At 64.8% G+C, this 19544-nt stretch carries 16 protein-coding genes; 8 read left to right on the top strand and 8 right to left on the bottom strand.

Annotated features, from left to right (window positions below; genetic code table 11):
• Positions 1-89 precede the first annotated feature (89 nt).
• Genes GM676_RS02395 through prsR form a run of 3 tightly spaced genes read left to right on the top strand, consistent with a single transcriptional unit; the run spans position 90 to position 4850 of the window.
• Complete coding sequence (locus GM676_RS02395; RefSeq protein WP_155461767.1) at positions 90-1427, top strand: TIGR03013 family XrtA/PEP-CTERM system glycosyltransferase; 1338 nt, start codon at positions 90-92, stop codon at positions 1425-1427.
• Positions 1427-3523: an XrtA/PEP-CTERM system histidine kinase PrsK gene (gene prsK, locus GM676_RS02390; RefSeq protein ID WP_155461766.1), complete on the top strand. Its 2097-nt coding sequence runs from the start codon at positions 1427-1429 to the stop codon at positions 3521-3523. Before GM676_RS02395 ends, prsK begins: the two co-directional genes overlap by 1 nt.
• Positions 3510-4850, top strand: a complete 1341-nt coding sequence (prsR, locus tag GM676_RS02385; protein ID WP_155461765.1) for a PEP-CTERM-box response regulator transcription factor — start codon at positions 3510-3512, stop codon at positions 4848-4850. Before prsK ends, prsR begins: the two co-directional genes overlap by 14 nt.
• A gap of 1 nt (position 4851) precedes the next feature.
• Here prsR and GM676_RS02380 read toward each other — a convergent pair whose 3' ends face one another.
• Genes GM676_RS02380 through GM676_RS02355 form a run of 6 tightly spaced genes read right to left on the bottom strand, consistent with a single transcriptional unit; the run spans position 4852 to position 9283 of the window.
• Positions 4852-5460, bottom strand: a complete 609-nt coding sequence (locus GM676_RS02380; RefSeq protein WP_155461764.1) for a tetratricopeptide repeat protein — start codon at positions 5458-5460, stop codon at positions 4852-4854.
• Positions 5457-6686, bottom strand: a complete 1230-nt coding sequence (locus tag GM676_RS02375; protein ID WP_155461763.1) for a glycosyltransferase — start codon at positions 6684-6686, stop codon at positions 5457-5459. Before GM676_RS02375 ends, GM676_RS02380 begins: the two co-directional genes overlap by 4 nt.
• Entirely contained in the window at positions 6680-7507 is an 828-nt protein-coding gene (locus tag GM676_RS02370; RefSeq protein WP_155461762.1) for a hydrolase 1, exosortase A system-associated, read from the bottom strand. The genes GM676_RS02375 and GM676_RS02370 overlap by 7 nt, the downstream gene beginning before the upstream one ends.
• A complete protein-coding gene (locus GM676_RS02365) occupies positions 7507-8346 on the bottom strand; it encodes a hydrolase 2, exosortase A system-associated (protein WP_371866072.1) in 840 nt (279 codons plus the stop codon). Before GM676_RS02365 ends, GM676_RS02370 begins: the two co-directional genes overlap by 1 nt.
• A 2-nt stretch (positions 8347-8348) precedes the next feature.
• The gene (locus GM676_RS02360) at positions 8349-8591 is read right to left on the bottom strand and encodes an acyl carrier protein (RefSeq protein WP_155461760.1); all 243 of its coding nucleotides are present in this window, start codon (positions 8589-8591) and stop codon (positions 8349-8351) included.
• Positions 8558-9283, bottom strand: coding sequence for a GNAT family N-acetyltransferase (locus GM676_RS02355; protein WP_155461759.1), 726 nt, complete (start codon positions 9281-9283; stop codon positions 8558-8560). Before GM676_RS02355 ends, GM676_RS02360 begins: the two co-directional genes overlap by 34 nt.
• 159 nt (positions 9284-9442) lie before the next feature.
• Between GM676_RS02355 and GM676_RS02350 the strand changes: the two genes are divergently transcribed.
• The 3 genes from GM676_RS02350 to GM676_RS02340 are packed head-to-tail and all read left to right on the top strand — an operon-like array spanning position 9443 to position 14057.
• Positions 9443-11002, top strand: a complete 1560-nt coding sequence (locus GM676_RS02350; RefSeq protein WP_155461758.1) for an acyl-CoA ligase (AMP-forming), exosortase A system-associated — start codon at positions 9443-9445, stop codon at positions 11000-11002.
• Entirely contained in the window at positions 10999-12225 is a 1227-nt protein-coding gene (locus GM676_RS02345) for a pyridoxal-dependent decarboxylase, exosortase A system-associated (RefSeq protein ID WP_155461757.1), read from the top strand. Before GM676_RS02350 ends, GM676_RS02345 begins: the two co-directional genes overlap by 4 nt.
• Complete coding sequence (locus GM676_RS02340) at positions 12222-14057, top strand: asparagine synthetase B family protein (RefSeq protein WP_155461756.1); 1836 nt, start codon at positions 12222-12224, stop codon at positions 14055-14057. The genes GM676_RS02345 and GM676_RS02340 overlap by 4 nt, the downstream gene beginning before the upstream one ends.
• Here the strand turns inward: GM676_RS02340 and GM676_RS02335 are convergent.
• Both GM676_RS02335 and GM676_RS02330 read right to left on the bottom strand, forming a co-directional pair.
• Positions 13987-14820 carry a polysaccharide deacetylase family protein gene (locus GM676_RS02335; protein ID WP_155461755.1) on the bottom strand — a complete coding sequence of 278 codons (834 nt, stop codon included), beginning with the start codon at positions 14818-14820 and terminating at the stop codon, positions 13987-13989. The genes GM676_RS02340 and GM676_RS02335 overlap by 71 nt on opposite strands.
• Positions 14817-16076 (bottom strand): putative O-glycosylation ligase, exosortase A system-associated, encoded by a 1260-nt coding sequence (locus tag GM676_RS02330; protein ID WP_155461754.1) that lies wholly within the window; start codon positions 16074-16076, stop codon positions 14817-14819. Before GM676_RS02330 ends, GM676_RS02335 begins: the two co-directional genes overlap by 4 nt.
• A 91-nt stretch (positions 16077-16167) precedes the next feature.
• On the opposite strand from GM676_RS02330, the gene GM676_RS02325 reads away from it, so the two are divergent.
• Positions 16168-18255, top strand: coding sequence for a glycosyltransferase (locus GM676_RS02325; protein ID WP_229262482.1), 2088 nt, complete (start codon positions 16168-16170; stop codon positions 18253-18255).
• Entirely contained in the window at positions 18252-19541 is a 1290-nt protein-coding gene (locus tag GM676_RS02320; protein ID WP_155461753.1) for a lipopolysaccharide biosynthesis protein, read from the top strand. Before GM676_RS02325 ends, GM676_RS02320 begins: the two co-directional genes overlap by 4 nt.
• Positions 19542-19544 lie beyond the last annotated feature (3 nt).

The raw sequence follows: 19544 nt of genomic DNA, 5'->3' as shown, positions 1-19544 counted from the left end.
TTCTTGACGGGGAATGCGATACGGTTGTTGTCGCTCAAAACGGTTTGATACGGCCTCCTCATGATGAAAGTTCTGTCGGGGAGGCCGCCATGATCCGCATCTTTCATCATTATGTGTCCAGGATAGCGTTCATGCTGCTATTGCTGGAGTTGTCGATTCTGCTGGCGGCGGCCGTGACCAGCGCGCCTTTGTGGCCGGCGCTGGCGTTTGCGCTGGTGATGGTGGTCAGCATGGGCACACTGGGCATGTACCAGCACGACCAGTCGCGCGAGGATATCAAAAGTACACTGCTGCGCATTACGCCGTCGTTTGTACTGGGCTTTGGCCTGATGCAGCTGCTGGCCGGGCTGCTGCCGGGGATACGCCTGGGGAGCGTGGTATTCCTGCTGGGCGCCGGCGCGGTGCTGCTGGCGCGGCTGCTGGTGTTCACGTCGGCGCAATCGAGCATACTGGAACAGCGGCTGATTATCGTCGGCGATGGTGCCATCGCGCGCGAATGCATGGAGCTGGCGGGCAGCAGCATCGGCTTTCATCCGTTCCGGGTGGTGGGATTTGTGCCGGTGTCCGGCGAGCTGCGGGCGGTGCCGCCGGCCATGCTGCTACCTTCCGATTTGCCTTTGCTGTCACTGGCGCGGCGCTATGCGGCCGACGAAATCGTGGTGACGGTGGGCGATCGGCGTAATGGCGCTTTCCCCGTGCGTCAATTGCTGGAGTGCGCGCTGGGCGGGGTGCCGGTCACCGATGCCGCCACTTTCTTTGAGCGCGAGGCTTGCCAGATCAGAGTCGACTCGCTGCAACCGAGTTATCTGATTTTCGGCGGCGGTTTTGACCAGAGTCTGATGCGGGCGCTGGTCAAGCGCTTGTTCGATTTGCTGGCCAGCCTTGCCATCGGCTTGCTGGCGGCGCCGGTGATGCTGCTGACGGCCATCGCCATCAGGATGGAGGACGGCGGACCGGTGTTTTACCGGCAGGAGCGCGTCGGGCGCGGCAACCGCCTGTTCAAGGTGCTGAAGTTTCGCAGCATGCGGCAAGATGCCGAAAGCGACGGGCGGCCGCAGTGGGCGGCGCAGGATGATCCGCGCGTGACGGCGGTGGGCCATTGGATACGCAAGCTGCGCATCGACGAGCTGCCGCAGATGTTGAATGTCTTTAAAGGGGAGATGAGTTTTGTCGGCCCGCGTCCGGAGCGGGAGTATTTTGTCGAGCAGTTGTGCGGGCAGATTGCGTACTACAACGTGCGGCACGGGATCAAGCCTGGCATCACCGGGCTGGCGCAGGTGCGCTATCGCTACGGCGCTTCGGTGTCGGACGCGCTGCAAAAGCTGCAATACGATTTGTACTATGTGAAGAACAACAGCCTGTTTCTCGATCTGCTGATACTGGTGGACACGGTGCAGGTGGTCTTGTTCGGCAAAGGTAGCCGCTGATGCAATGGGGCGGCGTACCGGCGGTGGCGGTGGTTAGCCATGGCGCGGCGGTGCTGGCGTTTGGGGCGCTGGCGGCGTGGCTGCTGGTGTGTGGCCGAAGTGGCGCCGGTCGACCCATCTTCCGCACGCGCGGCCATGGTCAGCCTGGCCTCCGCAGGCGCGGTGTCGGCGGGCTTTGGGGCGGCCAGGATAGCGCCGTCGGCTGGGCGGCACTGGCGACTGCGCTTTGGGCGTCGCTGGCGATCGTCGCAGTGCTGAGCGAGGCCGCGGCTCCCGATATGTTGCTGAACGCCGCCGAAGCACTGCGCAGCGCCGGCTGGCTGGCGGTGCTGTTGCTGCTGTCCGGTGCGCGCTGGCGGGTGCAGGTATTGATCCTGCTACTTCCGCTGGCCGGCCTGTCGCTAATGGCAGCTGTGGACTTGCCGCCGTTGCTCCTCGCCGTGCCACCGCTGGCCTTGTCGGTACTGGGCATGCTACTGGTGGAACACGTCTACCGCGCCGCGCCGGAAAAGGCGCGCTGGGGGATTAAATTCGCCTGCCTGGCCATCGGCGCCTTGTTCGTCTTCGATTTTTACCTGTACAGCGACGCCATGCTGTTCCGCCGCCTGCATCCGGACATCTGGGCCGCACGTGGCATCGTCAACGCATTGAGTGCGCCCATGCTGGCCATCGCCATGGCGCGTAATCCAGTGTGGACGCCGCGCTTGCAGCTCTCGCGCCAGATCATGTTCCACTCGGCCGCCTTGCTGGGTTCCGCGCTGTACTTGCTAGCGATGGCGCTGAGCGCCTGGTATCTGCGCTTTGTGGGCGGCGCCTGGGGCGTTCTGATGCAGGTCGCATGCCTGTGTGGCGCGGTTCTGTTGCTGGCGGCCGTGCTGTTCTCCGGCACCATGCGCGCGCGTCTCAAACTCTTCATCAGCAAGCATTTTTACAAAGGCCGCTACGATTATCGCGAAGAGTGGCAGCGCTTCACTCACGCACTGGCCGATGATGCCGCCGGCTTGCCGGAACGCGCCATCCAGGCGATAGCGGGCCTGGTCGAAAGCCCGGCCGGCATCCTGTGGCGGTGTCACGACGACGAGAAATTCCAGCCTGTCGCACGCTGGAACATGCCCTTGCCGCAGGCTACCGAGAGCGCTAACGCGGATCTGTGTGCGTTGCTGGCATCGCGCAACTGGGTCATCGAAGTGCCGGAATGGCACGCGCAGCCGGAGCGCTATGGTCATCTGCCAGCGCCCGGATGGGCCGAGGAGCTTTGGTTGATCGTGCCACTGATGCTGGAACGCCGCCTGTTCGGCTTTGTGTGTCTGGCCCCGCCACGCACGCGGTTGCAGCTGAACTGGGAAGTGCGCGACGTGCTCAAACTGGCCGCCAGCCAGGCCGCAAGCTATATTGCCCATCGTGCTTCGGCCGACAGTCTGGCGGTGGCGCGCCAGTTCGAGTCATTCAACCGCATGTCCACCTTTGTGGTGCATGACCTGAAGAACCTGGTTTCGCAACTCTCGCTGCTGCTGGTGAACGCCGAAAAACACAAAGCCAATCCCGCCTTCCAGGACGACATGCTGGAAACCCTGTCCCACTCGTTGGCCAAGATGAGGCACATGCTGCTGAAACTGCGGCGCGACCAATCGCAGGACGTGAACGCGCCGCTGCATCTGGATCAACTGCTGATGCGCGTGATGCACGTCCATGCAGGTAGCGAGCCTCGTCCCTTGCTGGAGCTGCGCGCCACCGGCCTGACCGTGCTGGCGGATGCACGACGGCTGGAGCGCGTGATCGGGCATCTGATCCAGAACGCGGTGGAAGCCACGCCGCGCTCCGGCCATGTTCTGGTCTGCCTGCGCGTGGGCGAAGGGACGGCCGTGGTTGAAATCAGCGACACCGGCCATGGCATGAGCGAGCAATTCATTCACGAACGGCTGTTTCAGCCGTTCGTGTCCACCAAGGCCGCCGGCATGGGCATCGGCGTGTTTGAAAGCCGTGAATACCTGCGCGAGATCGGCGGCCAGTTGCAGGTCACCAGCGTGCCATCGCAAGGCACGACCTTTCGCGTGACGCTGCCGCTGCATAAGGAGCCTGACCATGGGGAAGAATAAATTGCTGGTGGTCGAAGACGACGCCGGCCTGCAAAAACAGCTGCGCTGGATACTCGACGCCTACGAGGTCGTCACGGCCGATGACCGCGACAGCGCGCTGGCGCAACTGCGCCGTCATCAGCCGGCGGTGGTTACCATGGACCTGGGCCTGCCCCCGGACCCGGACGGCGCCAGCGAAGGCCTGGCCTTGCTGTCGCACATCCTCGCCGCCGCGCCGGACACCAAGGTGATTATCCTGTCCGGCAACCAGGAGCGGGCGTTCGCGTTGAAAGCCATCGCCCTGGGCGCTTACGATTTTCACCAGAAGCCGCTGGATGCCGACACGCTGTCGCTGGTGATCGCGCGCGCCTTTTATCTGCACGCCATGCAGCAGGAGAACCGGCGCATGCTGCAAATCCAGTCCGATTCGCCGCTGGCCGGCATCATCAGCCGCGATCCGGTGATGCTGAAGCTGTGCCGTGTCGTCGAAAAGGTGGCGCCATCGTCGGCCACCGCCATGCTGCTGGGCGATTCCGGCAGCGGCAAGGAATTGATCGCGCGCGGCCTGCATCAACTCAGCGCGCGTCACGACAAGCGATTCGTCGCCATCAACTGCGCAGCGATTCCCGAGCATCTGCTGGAAAGCGAATTATTCGGCTACGAAAAGGGGGCTTTCACCGGCGCGCAGCGGCAAACGCACGGCAAGCTGGAATTGGCGCACGGCGGCACGCTGTTCCTCGACGAGATAGGCGACATGGCGATGGCGCTGCAAGCCAAGCTGCTGCGCTTCTTGCAGGAGCGGGTGATCGAGCGTGTCGGCGGGCGCAGCGAAATCCGTGTCGACGTGCGTGTAGTCTGCGCCACCCATCGCAACCTGAAAGCGATGGCGGCGGAAGGCGCGTTTCGTGAGGATTTGTATTATCGTCTCAGTGAAATTGTGCTGACCATTCCGCCGCTGCGCGAGCGCGCCGGCGACCGCGCCTTGCTGGCGCATCACTTCCGTAACAAGTTCTGCGCCAGCGAGTCCCGTTCGATGCTGGCCTTCAGTCCGGAAGCGTTGGCGGCGATCGAGGCCTACGCGTGGCCTGGCAATGTACGCGAGATGGAGAACTGTATCCGCCGCGCTGTCATTATGGCTGACGGGCCGCAGATCATGCCGGCCGATCTTGGTTTGCCGGACGGCGTGGAGGAGAACCTGAATCTGCGCGCCAGCCGGGAAGCCGCCGAATACCGCGTGATGGTGCAGGCGCTGGGGCGTTCGGACGGGAATATCGTCAAGGCGGCCGAATTGTTGGGCGTGAGCCGTCCCACCTTGTACGATTTGATGAATTACCACGGCCTCAAATAACTCACTCGCGCCATTCTCCGGCGGCTATCAGCTTGTTTTTCAGGCCAGGCAGCGGGAAACCCATGCCATAGGCCTTCTGCGCGCTGGCGCGGGCTTTGTCGTAATCCTTCCTTTTCACGTACAACAGACCGAGATTGTAGTGGGCCGTGGAGTTGTCCGGCTCCAACCGGGCGGCATGTTCCAGCTGTTCCAGCGCACTGTCGGTCTGGCCCAGCGCCAGCAGGTAGCTGCCGTACAGGGCGTGCACGCGGGCGTCGTCGGGTCGATAGCGCAGTGCGCGGTCGAAATAGCATTCGATGGTGTAACGGGCGCCGTTTGGCTTGCGGTTCTTGTCGCGCAGCGCGAGCCTGGACATGGCAGCCAGCGCGCGATGGTGATTGGGAAAGTGCTCCAGTGTGTAGCTGATGTCGGCACCCAGCGCGCCGGTGGCGCCGCGCACCAGTCGTTCCACGTTGGGCGTGAAATGGAAGTTCTCGACCACGGCGAGTCCCTGGCGGTCGTCGGCGTTGGTGTAGTCGCCACCGGGATCGTGCTTGACGTAGGCGGGGCAGTCATCGGCGGCGTAAGCGGCCGTGCAAAGCAGGACCAGGAGCAGGAAGAGGATTTTCATGATGGTTCCTTGTGATGGACGCGATCCAACAGCGCCGCCAGTTGACGGGTGCGAGCCGAGCGCGAATGGTCCTCCATCAGCGGCAACGGCACCAGCGGCGCTTGCCGTTCGCGACAAAGATGAAGGAAGCGGGGAAGCGTGGCGGCGATTTCCTCAGCGGAGTCCAGCCGGGCGATGGTGTCGATGCCGGTCCGTCGCAGGGCGCAGGCGGTGTCGCCGTCCGGATGCGTGAGCGCCAGCAGCGGGCGGTGGGCGCGCAGGTATTCATAGAGCTTGGCGGGAATCTGGTTGTTGCAGTTGGCGGCTTGCAGCAGGAGCAGACCGTCGGCGTCGAGCATTTCGGCCAGACCTTGGTTGTATGGCATCGGCGGAGCCAGTTCGATGATGTCTTCCAGGCCGCGCATCAGGCCTCGCAGATAATCGTCATGACCGGTGGCGCGCAGCACCAACCGGAAATTGGCGGCGTTGATGCTGCCGGTGGCGCGCAGCTTTTCCAGTGCCGCGAACAGGGCGCGCGGATCGCGTTCGGATGGGTAGATCACGCCGCTGTGCAGCAGGCGGAATGGTCCGTCTGACGGCCATCGGGGTGCGCGCATCACTTCGGCGGCGATGAAGCTGGCTTCATCGTAGCCGTTCTCGATCAAGGTGATCTGGCCGGCAGGTGCGGGGAAGCGGGCGTTCAAGTCGCGCACCGCGCCGGGTGTGGTGCAGACAACGGCGGCGCTGCGTTCCATAGCCTGCCGCTCTATCCAGCGGTGAATGCGGAAACGGCGTGGGTCCGGTGGATAATCGTGGTCGATCATCGGGTCGCGCTGGTCGGCAATCCATGGCAGGCCGCTGAGACGATGCAGGGTCAGGCCGATCAGGTGGGCGGTGGCGATCGGATAGCTGGACCAGATAACGACGGGGCGATAGCGGCGTATCAGCCGCAGGCCGGCTGGCACGGCGCTCAGCCACCATGACGCCCAGCGGTCCGGCTGCGCCAGCAGGGAGGGATACCGTCCGCGTATCGCCAGATGGCGCGCGGCGTCCAGCGCAAAGCTGCGGTGTGCCTGCACGCCGGCTGCGGTGTCATAGTCCGGATAGGCGTTCGGCGTCACCGTCAGCACCAGCGGCTCCCAGCCGGAACGGGGCAGATACTGCGTGAAGGACAGCGTACGCTGGATGCCGCTGCCGCCGCGCATGGGCGGGTAGTGATAGGCGATCATGAGCACGCGCTTTACCATGTTCCTATCCATTTCGTGCAGATGTCGGCCACTTCATCGCGCCAGATCTGGCGGGCGAAGGTGTGATTGGCGTTGGCGATGACGGTTTGTCGCATGCGCGGCAGGGCCAGCAACGTGCGCCAGTGCTTGTGCTGTCGCGGCAGTGCCATGAATTCGCGCGCGCCAAGATCGGCTCCGCTCAGGATGATCAGCACCTGGCCGCGAAAGCGCTGGAGCGCGAGGTGCAGGCGATCCGGCAGCGATGCGGCTTGCGGCGACGGGGCGCGCGCGGCGGCGCTGAGTTGGCGCAGCGAGTTCACCGCGCCACGCAAGCCGAAGCGACCACGCGCCAGCTTGCGCCAGAATTCGGCCTCGCGCAATCGTTGCAGGTAATAGTGGCGCAGCGTGGTGCGGGCCTGGCCTTGTTCCGTTCGCACCCATGGATTGGCCAGCACCAGCCCTGTGATGCGCGGATCGCTGGCGGCGTGGAAGGCGGCAGCGGTAGCGCCGTCGCACAGTCCCCACAGCACCAGTTCCTTCATGCCCGGCATGGTGGTGAAGAATTCGCCAATGGCCGCTTCCAGATCGTCTTCGATGGATTCGAAGTCGCGCATGTCGCCTTCGCTGTCGCCCATGCCGCGGTAATCGAAGCGCATGACCGGGATGTGATGTTCGGCCAGATGGCGCGCCAGCAGGACGAACTGGCGGTGGCTGCCGACCCGGTATTGCGGGCCCCCGGTCACAATCAGCACCCCGCGGGTCGATGGCTCGTCCGGCACATGCAGGATGCCGATCAGCCAGCAGCCCTGGCAGCGGAACCGGAGTACGCGTTGATGCGTCATCACGCAGGCTCCGCGCCGATGGCTGCGTTGCTGGCGTCCAGCAGAGAGGAGACCACGCCGATTTCGGCGCTGCTCCAGAATGGCTCGCCGTGCAGCGGATAAGCGTCAACCAGCGCGCCATCGCTGCGCCAGCGGTCGATCAACAGCGACGATGCGGCTTGCAGCGCAGGACGGGCACCGCCTGCCGCCGCCGCATAATCGGCCGCTGCGTCTTGTAAGGGCCAGCTCAGTTCCATCCACTGCACCGGGCAGCGCGGCGTCAGGGCGCCGGCATCCAACTGGTTGATGGCGTTGGACAGCGCAGGCGCCATCAGGTAGCCGGCGATTTCCGAGTCTTGCTCGACGGCCGGCGCGCTGGAAAACAGCCGCGCCGCGCTTTGCAGACGGGCGAACTGGTTGAGATGCGCGCGTCCGCTCAGCGCCGGCTGCCACAGGATCAGCGCCTGCGGGCGCACGCGCGTGGCCATGTCCAGCGCCAGCAAGGCGCCCAGCCGCAGCCCCCACAGGTAGCGCGGACCGAGGTTGCGCTCCGCCAGCCAGTGCCAGGCGCGTGTGAGATCGCTCAGCCAGATGTCCCAGCTGGCCTTGGACAGATCGCCGCTGCTGTCGCCGCAACCGTATAAATCGATTTGAAGCACGCCGAAACCCGCCTGCGCGTAGGTGCGCGCTTGCAGCGCCACCATGCGTCGGCTTTTGTTCAATTCTTCGGCAAAGGGATGGATGTAGAGGATGGCGCCGCGCGCGGGCACGCCTGGTTCCGGTTCGTGATACAGACAAAAGCGCTCGCCCTCGTCGGCGCTGAGGAAGAATGGCAGGGCGCTCAAGGAGGCCGCGTCCACGATCAGCCCATTTTGCTGGCGACGAAGCTCGCGAGCGAGCCGACCGTGGCGAAATGGCGGGCGCTGATTTCGTCGTCCCGCACTTCAAAGCCGTAGTGCTGTTCGAGTGCGATAATCAGGCTGGCCACCGCCATCGAATCCAGTTCCGGCATGGCGCCCAGCAGCGGCGTATGTTCGTTGAGCGGTTGCTGGCCCAGGCCCAGCGTGGTTCTCAGTATCTGGCAGACTTGTTGGATGAGGGGCATGGCGGCTCCTGTGATGGGATGTCGAACACCAGTTGGGGAAAGGATGCGGGATTGCGCGACAGGTGGAAGTAGGGATGCAGGCTGGCGATCATCCATTGCCACGCTCCGCAGCGCAGGAACACGGCGTGGCCGAGCCGCACCACACCGATCCGCGCGTGCGCGCGCAGCGAGGCGGCGTTGAAGGCGGAGATGCGGCTGCATGTCCAGTGCACACCGCGCCGACGCAAACGTTGCCGCGCCGCCTCCCACAAGCGGCGGAATACCCAGCCGAGACGCTGTTCCGGCCGCACCCACACGTCAAAGTCCCAGCCGGCGCGCGATGAGGCAAGGCGGTAGCGTACGCGCACTTCGTCCTCCTGATAGGCGTCCGCAATCAGCCAGAGGAAACCGGCCAGCTCCCCGTTGCGCCAGGCCTCCAGCGTTTGCGCGCCTTGCGCGTAGCGGTCGCGCACCACATGTGGTGGACGCGGATAGCCTGAAGGAAGGCCGTCGCCGGAGCGGCGCTCGCGGATGTGAATGTCGGCGCCGCGCATCGGCGTCAGTGGCATGTCGCTGATGTACTGGGCGACGAAAATGTAGCGCAACAGCGTCCAGCGTCCGCCGCTGAGCCGCGCCAGCAGGCGCGCCAGCACGTACCAGGCGGTATTCAACCATCCCAGTTGCGCGAGGGTGTAACGCAGGCCGGTCGTCATGTCTATCGGTCCAGTGAGGGCGGGATGTTGATTAGACTATGACCTCTAACGATCCGGTTTGCGCCAGCACAAGCGCGCGCATTGTTTGATCGACATCAAGAACGGCTGTGCCGATTGTCCGGATGATGGAAGACCCGTCCATCTTGAAGGCCTATCGTCATGGCGCAGCTTATCCACGAATTCATTTTATCTTCCGCGCGCGAGATGCCGGAGCGGCAGGCCCTGTCGTATCAGGGCGTGGGCCTGAACTACGCGGCGCTGGCGCACATGGTGCGGCAGGCGGCCGATGCCTGGCTGAATCACGGCCTCGGGCGCGGCGAGCGGCTGGCGGTGTTCCTGGAAAAACGCGAGGAGGCGGTGGTGGCGATGTTCGGCGCCAGCGCGGCCGGCGGCGTGTTCGTGCCGGTGAATCCGGTGCTGAAGCCGGAGCAGGTGGCGTACATCCTGGCCGATTGTAATGTGCGCATCCTGGTAACGTCGCGCGAGCGCTTGAACCAGCTGGCTGAGGTGCTGGCCGCCTGCCCGGACCTGCGCACCATCATCGTGATCGGATCGATGGAAGGGCTGGCGCCGCTGGAGGGCGTGCAGTTGCACTCATGGCGGGAAAGCATGGCAACGGCGCCGGCGCGTGCGGCGCATGCCTGCATCGATACCGACATGGCCGCCATCCTGTACACCTCCGGCAGCACGGGCAAGCCCAAGGGCGTGATCCTGTCGCACCGCAATCTGGTGGCGGGGGCCAACAGTGTGTCGAGCTATCTGGCCAACACGCCAGAAGACCGCATCCTGTGCGTGCTGCCGCTGAGTTTTGATTACGGCCTGAGCCAGCTGACCACGGCGTTTGCGGTCGGCGCCTGCGCCGTGCTGTTGAATCATCTGCTGTTGCGCGACGTGCTGGACGCTGTCGACCGCGAGCGTATCACCGGCCTGGCGGGCGTGCCGCCGCTGTGGATACAGTTGGCTGACCTGAGCTGGAATCACGCGCGGCGGCTGCGCTACATCACCAATTCCGGCGGCGTGATGCCGCGGCACACCATCAAGGCCTTGCGCCGCGCCTTGCCACATGTGCAGATTTACCTGATGTACGGGCTGACCGAGGCCTTCCGCTCCACCTATCTGGCGCCGGAACAGCTGGACATCCGGCCCGACTCCATCGGCAAGGCCATCCCCAATGCCGAAATACTGGTGCTGCGGCCGGACGGTTCTTCCTGCGCCCCCAACGAGCCGGGCGAACTGGTGCATCGTGGCGCGCTGGTGTCGATGGGCTACTGGAATGATGTGGCGCGCACGGCGGAACGTTTCCGCCATTTGCCGCCGCGCGACGGTTTGCCGCTGGCCGAGCTGGCGGTCTGGTCCGGCGACACGGTGCGCGCCGACGACGAGGGCTACCTCTACTTCATCGGCCGCAGCGACGACATGATCAAGACTTCCGGCTATCGCGTCAGTCCGGCCGAGGTGGAGGAGGTGGCCTACGCCAGCGGGCTGGTGACGGAAGTGGCGGCGTTCGGCGTGCCACATCCGCTGCTGGGACAATCGATTGTGCTGGTGGCCGTGGGGGATGCGCTGGACGGCGACGCCGTGCTGGCCGCCTGCAAGCGCGGCCTGCCAGCCTACATGCTGCCGGCCCGGATCGAGATGCGCAACAGGCCGCTGCCACGCAATCCCAACGGCAAGATCGACCGCAAGCTGCTGGCGCAGGAACTGGAGGTTCGCGTATGAGCCCGGCACACACGGAACAGCGGCAATTCCCGGTACTGGAGGATTGCCTGCAATTGGGCGGCATCACGCTGACACGGTTGGCCGAGCGGGTCGGCCGCACGCCGTTTTATGCCTACGAGCGCGAACACATCCAGTCGCGTATCGCGCTACTGCGCAGCACCTTGCCACCGGAATTGCAGCTGCATTACGCCATCAAGGCCAATCCCATGCCGGCGCTGGTGCAAATGATGGGCTCGCTGGTGGATGGCTTCGACGTCGCTTCCGGCGGCGAGCTGAAAACCGCGCTGGATGCAGGCATGCCACCGTCCCACATCAGCTTTGCCGGCCCCGGCAAGACCAGTAGCGAGCTGCGTTGCGCGATTGCGGCCGGCGTTTTGTTGCATCTGGAGTCGGAAGAGGAAATGGCGCGGGCGGCGCGCATCGGCGAACAGATGGGCCTGACACCGCGCGTGGCGGTGCGCGTCAATCCGGAATTCGAGCTCAAATATGCGGGCATGAAGATGGCCGGCGGCGCGCGCCAGTTTGGCGTCGATGCCGAGCGCGTGCCGGCCATGTTGCGCAAGCTGGGCGCACTGGGGCTGGATTTCCAGGGCTTTCACTTGTTTTGCGGCGCGCAGAATTTGTCTTCCCGGGCGATCTGCGAAGCGCAGCGCTTGTGCGTGGAGCTGGGATTGCGATTGGCCGCGCACGCGCCTGCGCCGCTGCGCGTGCTCAACATCGGCGGTGGCTTTGGCGTCCCGTATTTCCCCGGCGAACGGGCACTGGACTTGCCCGCCGTAGCCGATGGCTTGCACGAAACCATGCTCGGCCTGACCGCGGAATCGCCGCAAACCCGGCTGGTGCTGGAACTGGGCCGCTATTTGGTGGCCGAGTCCGGTGTCTATGTCTGCCGCGTGCTGGAACGCAAAGTTTCACACGGTCAGGTTTTTGTGATTACCGATGGCGGCATGCACCACCATCTGGCAGCATCCGGCAACTTCGGCCAGGTGATCCGCAAGAATTATCCGGTGGCGATCGGCAACCGCATGCAGGCGGGGCCGCGTGAAATCGCCACCGTGGTCGGCCCGCTGTGCACGCCGCTTGACACGCTGGCCGACAGCATGGAACTGGCACGCGCCGAGCCGGGCGATTTTGTGGTGGTGTTCCAGTCCGGCGCCTACGGATTGACGGCGAGCCCGACCGCGTTTCTCAGCCATCCCTTGCCGCTGGAGGTGCTGGTATGAGCGGCCTGTGCGGTTACTGGAATATGCCGATGCCGGTGGATGCCATCGCCGGGCCGGGTGGCCATCCACTTCTCAAGCTGAGAGACGGCCCCAGCGCGCTTGCTGTGGCGGCGCCTGGCGACAGCGTCAGCCTGCATCAGGCGCCAGGCCTGCTGGCGGCGGTTTGGGGACGGGCCACGCTGGATGGCAGCCGCGAGCAAGTGGCGGCGCGGCTGGCGGCGGCGTGGCGCGCGCGCGGAGCACAGGCTTGCGCCGAGTTGCACGGTCACTTTGCGTTATGCGTCATCGACAACGCGTCCGGACAGGTATTGCTGGCTGTGGACCGCAGCGGCGTGCATGCCATGCACTATCGGCGCGGTGCGCAGGGATTGCAATTCGCCAGCTCGGCCGACGCGCTGCCGTCGGGCGAGCTCGACCCACAGGCCTTGTACAACTACTTGCACTTCCACGTGATTCCGGCGCCGCGCAGCATCTACCGCCATCAGCATCGCCTGCTGCCGGGCGAATATGTGCTGGTGCGACGCGGCCGGATGGAGCGCGGCGTCTACTGGCGCATGCGGTTCCGCGAGGAGGCGGCATCGCCGTTCAAGGTGATGCGGCGGCAGTTTCTCGGCATCCTGAACGACGCGGTTCGCGACGCCGCCGATGGCGAAACCGGCGCCTTCCTCAGCGGCGGCACGGACAGTTCCACGCTGGCCGGCATGCTGGGCAAAGTCAGCGGGGTCGCGCCGCGCACTTATTCGATCGGCTTCGAGGTGGCAGGCTACGATGAGATGGCTTACGCGCGCATCGCCGCCCGCCATTTCCAGACCCGCCATCACGAGTATTATCTGACCGCTGGCGACGTGGCCGAGGCCATCCCGCGCATTACCGCCGCTTGCGATCAGCCGTTCGGCAACTCCTCGTTGGTGCCGGCCTATTTCTGCGCGCAGATGGCGCGTGCCGACGGCGTCACTCGGCTGATCGGTGGCGATGGCGGCGACGAGCTGTTCGGCGGCAACGAGCGCTACGCGCGCCAGGCCGTGTTTGCGCGCTATGAGCAACTACCGTCCAGCTTGCGGCAACTGGCGCTGGAGCCTTTGCTGTTCGGGCTGACGGGCAAGCTGGACTTGCGCCTGCTGCGCAAGGCGCGCAGCTACGTCGAGCAGGCGCTGGTGCCGATGCCGGCACGGCTGGAAACCTACAATCTGTTGCATCGCTACGGCCCCGGGCAAGTGCTGGAGGCGGATTTCCTGGCCGCGGTGGACGAAGGAAATCCGCTGGCGCAGTTGAACGCTTGCTATTGGGAATCTCACGGCCTCAGCCAGATTAACCGCATGCAGGCGCTGGATCTGCGCTACACGCTGGCCGACAACGATTTGCGCAAGGTGACCACGGCCTGCGATCTGGCCGGCGTAGAGGCGGCGTTTCCCTTCCTCAGCGACGACATGCTGGCCTTTTCGGCGCGTCTGCTGCCGCGCGACAAGCTGAACGGCACGCGCTTGCGCTATTTCTTCAAGCACGCGCTGCGTCACCATTTGCCGGCGGAGATCCTGCGCAAGAAGAAGCATGGCTTCGGCATGCCTTTCGGGCAGTGGCTGCTGAAAGACGGCCATCTGCGGGCGCTGGCCTACGACAGCCTGGCCGACCTGAAGACGCGCCGCATCGTACGTGCCGGCTTTATCGACCAACTGACAGGCAAGCTGGTGCAGGAGCATCCGGCCTACCACGGCACCATGGTCTGGGTGCTGATGATGCTGGAGCAGTGGCTACAGCATCACGCTACACCGCGTGCCAGCGTTGTTCCAGCAGACGCAGCAGAAACCGTGGCCGATCCGGCTCCCAGGGCGTGAAGCGCGGCAATTGCAGCAGGTCGCTGCCTTCGTAGGCGGCGCCAGCCACTGTGGTGACGGCGCCATCGAAGCCCAGTTCGCGCACCATGTCGACGTGGCGCTGGTGGTAATCGGCGCCCGGCTTGCCATTCGGGTAGGCGAACAGGCTGACCGGCTTTTGTGTGATGTTTTCCAGCTCGGTGCGGCCTTGCACAATGTCGGCCAGCGCCTCCGCATCCGGCACCGTGGCCAGGATGGGATGGCGGTGCGTGTGGGCGCCGATTTCCATGCCGGCCGCAGCCAGCTTTTGCAGTTGTGCCGTGGTCATCATCAATTCCTCGCCGCGCGGCGGCGCCATGGTGCGCGCGGCCCGCAGGCGCTGTTCGAATGGCAAATACTTGAGTTGTTGCAGCAACTGGTCCAGCGATTGCGGGCTGAGGCCGTTATGGCGCGCGTGCGCGATCACGTCGTCGTTCCACATCTGGCCGCCGTTGAGGTAGCCGCTGGCAATGAAGAAGGTCGCGCTCAGGCCGTGGCGTTGCAGGATGGGAAGGGCAAGCCCGGCGTTGTCGGCGTAGCCGTCGTCGAAGGTGATGGCGGCGGCGCGCGACGGCAGGCGGTTTTGTTGCAGGGATCGCACCGCCATGCTCAGCGGCAGCACGCGAAAATAGCGCTTGAGCAGCGCCATCTGGCGGTCGAAACGACGCGCGTCGGGCAAACTGGGCAGCAGTGGATCGGGCTGAGCCAGTACGCGGTGGTAGATCAGGATTGACAGGCGGGTCATGGCAAGGTCCCGGTTTTGCGCTGCGCCAGCCGCTGCTCGGTCAATGCGCGCAGGGCGACCACGGCGGCCATCAGATAGTAGGGAACATCGAAGTACAGCAAGCTGAGGAAGGCGCCGCCAACCGCAAAGCCGATCAGGCTGGACTGGATCATCTTGGACAGATTGCTGGCCCACACCAACTCCGGATCGTTGCGGCTGTTGCGCACCACCCAGGCTGCGGAGCGCCAGGTCAGCATCCCCACCAGCAGGTACAGGCCCAGACCGATAAAACCATGCTCGCCCAGCGCCTGGAAATAAATGCTGTGCGCGGCGTGCACATCGGCCGGATTGGGCGCGTACTGGTAGAACACGGACGGCTCGGCGATCTCGAAACCGCCGCCAAAGAAGCGGTCCCTGGCCAGGTTGAAGGCCATGTTCCAGGCGTTGATGCGGCCCATGGCGGAATTGTCGGCCTGATAGTCGCCGATGCTGTCCATGCGCTCGGTCCAGCGCTCGGGCATGAACAGCAGGGCAAACGGGGCGAAGACGGCAATCAGCAGCGCGCCCAGCATTTTCTTCTGGCTCTTCATCCACATCAGGCCCATCATGGCGGCGATGGCCAGCAGCGCGCCGCGCGAGTACGAGCCCAGCGCCGCCATGGCCGACAGCAGCATGGCGGCCGTCCAGCCACGCCTGACCCACAGCTGGTCGCTGCTTTGCTGCAAATAGCGCATCAGCGGAATGGCGATGATGAGCGCCAGCGCGATTTCGTTGTTGCCGCCGATGAAGGTGCCGGTCGGTCCCCAGACGCGGAAATTACCGCCTTCGCGCACGGTGAAGATGCCGCCTTTCACGCCGTAGAAGCCCAGTGAAATCGCCAGTACCCAGATCATGCGGTGCACGTCCTGGCGGCTGCGGATGACGATCATGGTCACCAGACTCATCAGCATGATTTTCATGACCTTGCCCAGTTGGAGCAGCGAGGCGGCCGGGAAGATAGCGAACAGGGTGGTGACGTTCATCCACAACACCATGGCCAACAGGGCGAAGGTGATGCCGCTGGCTGGCAGCAGCTTCGGCGCGCGCGAGGTGACCAGGCTGAAGATGGTGACCACAGCAATGATCTGAGCGAAAGGAAAGGTGGTGGCGAAGCCCCAGCCTTGGGTGTGCGGGTTCATGACGCTGATCCAGATCCACATCAACACACCATTGACGGGGTTTTTCAGGATCAGCGGCAAGCTGGCAAACACGATGAGGGTGATGAGGATGTCGCGCATGGCACTCATTGATGCGGCTCAACGATGCGTTTGAGCCTGTTAGTACACTGGCCTTTTACTCTAGCGATCTTAGAACAAGGGAGGCCAGGCTTTGTTGACCGTACTCATGGCAACGCGCGATGGCGCCGGGACTTTGCCCAATGTGCTGGAGGCATACTGCCGGCTGACGCCGCCGCCGGGTGGCTGGCGTTTGCTGGTGGTTGACAACGGCAGCACGGACCTGACCGCCACGCTGCTGGCGAACTACACGCCACGCCTGCCGCTGCGCCGTCTGCACGAGGCCGAGGCGGGCAAGAATCGCGCCTTGAATCGCGCGCTGGAAAACGCGCTGGCCATGCCGGGTAATGGCGGCGACCTGTTCATCTTCACCGATGACGACGCCGCGCCGGAGCCGGACTGGCTGCTGCAATGGCAGGCCTGCGCCGATGCCCATCCGGATGACAGCGTGTTCGGCGGCGCCATCGTGCCAGACTGGGCGGAGGCGCCGCCCTCTTGGCTTTTGCCACTGATTCCCACCGGATTGACCTACGGTCTGACCTCGCCTTCGCTGCCGGACGGCCCGGTGTTTCCCGGGCTGGTGTGGGGCGCCAACATGGCGATACGACGCAGGGTGTTCGAGGATGGCCACCGTTTCGACTTGTGCATCGGCCCCAACGGCGCGGATTACGCCATGGGCAGCGAAACCGAGCTCACGCGCCGGCTGGCGACGCTGGGCTATCGCGCCCGTTTTTGCCGCGCGCCGCAGGTGGCGCACCACATCCGCCCGCATCAGGTACGGATCGACTACATCTTGCAAAAAGCGCGGCGCTTCGGACGCGGCAAGTTCCGGCAAGAGCTGCCCGGCCGGTTTGCCGAATGCCGGGGCGTGCCGCGCTGGATGCTGTTGCGTTACTTGCTGGAGCTGGCGTCGTGGACTGGTGCGGCGTTGCGCGGCGACGCCGGCCGCAAGTTCCGACATCGCTGGGAGCTGGCCTTCCTGCGCGGATACTTTCATGAAGCCTGGCGGGGCGTACCGCGCGCGGGCGCACGGGTGCTGGTGACCAGCTACTCAGGCGAGCTGGGCGGCATGGAGTTGCGCATGGCGCAGGAAGTGCGCTATCTGCAACAGGCCGGCCACACAAGCATGCTGGCCTTGCGCCGCTTCGACGGGCTGGTGGAATGGACGCAGCGCCTGGCGCGCGAGCAAATTATTGCGGCGGAATTCAGCCCGCCGCCATTTTTCGAGAGCGACTGGCGCTGGCGACAGTGGCGGCTCCGGCGTGCACAATGGCTGGCGGCGGACCGCTTGCGTACCTTCGGTGCGGATCTGGTGCACGTCGCCATGTGCTGGACGCATTACGGTGCGTCCATGCTCTGGCTGGCCCGGCATTGCGGCGTGCCGGCCGTGATCAGCGTGCACAACGCGTTTCCAGCGCCTGGCCATACCGATTGGCACGATCAACTGCTGAACCAGGCCTTCGGCGGCGTGCGCGGAATTTATGCGGTGTCGGAATCGGCGATGGCGCATTTCTTGGCCGCATATCGGCCGTATATATTAGCGTCCACCCGGCTGGCGGTGATACCGAACGGCGTGGACGTCGAACGCTTCCGGCCGTCGGCGGCGGCACGAACGCTGGCGCGCCAACGGCTGCAACTGCCGCGGCAGGCCCTGGTGATCGGCACGGTGGCGCGGCTGTCGGCGCAGAAGCGGCCGCATTTGATGATCAACCTGCTGGCCTTGTTGCGCGAGCAGTTTCCCGAACTGCATCTGGTGCTGGCAGGCAGCGGGCCATTGGAGGCGGAGCTACGGACCCAGGCGGAACGCATGGGCTTGCTGCCGTGGATTACCTTCACCGGCTTCGTGGAAGCGGTGCACGAGCTGATGCCAGCGCTGGATTTGCATCTGCTGATGAGCCGCAACGAAGGCTTCGGCATCGCCACCATCGAGGCGATGGCGTGCGGCATCCCGGCGATCGCCACCGACGTGCCGGGTAGCGCGGATATTTTGCGCAACAGCCGGGCTGGCCTGCTGGTTCCGGCCGACGATCTGCAGGCTGCGGCGGCCACGGTCGTGCAATTGCTGGCGGACCCCGCACGCCGTGCCGTCATGGGTCGTCACGGACGGGAGGAAGCCGAGCTGCGCTACAGTCACGCCGTGATCGGACGGCAAGTAAGGGCGTTCTACGAAGGCCTGCTATGACGCCGCGCACCTCCTTCCTGTTCTCGTTTGCCGAGAAATACACGCTGCTGGTGCTGAATACGGCCGGCGCCATGGTGCTGGCGCGCTTGCTTACACCGGCCGAGGTCGGCGTCTATTCCGTCGGCGCGGTGCTGGTGGGGCTGGTACAAGTGCTGCGAGACTTCGGGGTCGGGGCGTATGTGATCCAGGAACAGGAGCTGAACCGCGACAAGCTGCGCGCCGCACTCAGCGTCAGCCTGCTGGTGGCGTGGCCGCTGGCCTTGCTGGTGCTCGTTGCCAGTTGGCCGGCGGCGTGGTTCTACCACGAGCCACGTTTGCGCTTCGTGCTGCAACTGCTGTCGATTAACTTTTTGTTGATACCCTTCAGTGCCGTTGCGCTGCCTTATTTGCGGCGGCAGATGCGCTTCCGATCGATTTTGGCGATCAATGTCAGCCAGTGCGTGGCACAGACCGGCTGCGCGGTGCTGCTGGCGAAGCTCGGCTGGGGTTATCTGAGCCTGGCGCTGGGCGCGGTGGCCGGCGCGGTGGCGACCTTGCTGACCACTTTGTACTGCCGGCCCAGGGATCTGCCCTGGTTGCCTTCATGGCGAGGTGTCCGCCAGATCCTTTCTTTCGGCACCATTTCCACCGCCGGCACCCTGATCGACGAAGCCGGCGTGGCCGCGCCCGACCTGATCATCGGCAAGCTGGCCGGCGTGGCGGAGGTCGGCATCTACGGCAAGGCCATGGGCGTCATCAATGTGTTCAACCAGCTGGTGACGGCGGCGATCTCGCCCGTGATTTTCCCGCTGTTTTCCGCCCAGGCGCGCGAGGGTAGGGATGTGCGGCGTGCTTATCTCACCACCGTCAGTTACATGACGGCGCTGGCTTGGCCGTTCTTCGGCATCGTGGCGCTGATGGCGCAACCGCTGGTGCGTCTGCTGTACGGCAACCAGTGGGACGCGGCCGTGCCGTTGATCCGCGTGATCTGCATCGGCTCGGCCTTGTACAGCATGTTCAGCATGGCGCGCTATCTGTTTGTGGCGATGGGCGAGGTCAGAGCGCAGGCGCGGCTGGATGCGTTCTCGGTGCCGGTGCGCGTGGCGGCGGTGCTGGCTGCGGCGCCTTTCGGATTGTACTGGGTCGGCTGGGCCGTGGTGGTGGGCGCGCTGTTCCGCAGCGGCCTGACGTATTTCTATCTGCGCCGCCTGACCGGGCTGCGCATCGGCGATCTGGCGGGCGCGACCTGGCGCAGCGTGGCATTGGCGGCCTGCTGCCTCGGCGCGACTGTGGCGCTGCAACGATGAGAG

Source organism: Duganella radicis (assembly GCF_009720825.1).
GTDB lineage: Bacteria > Pseudomonadota > Gammaproteobacteria > Burkholderiales > Burkholderiaceae_D > Rugamonas > Rugamonas radicis.
Note: the sequence above shows the minus strand (reverse complement) of the source record. Positions and strands in the feature narration are given on the sequence as shown.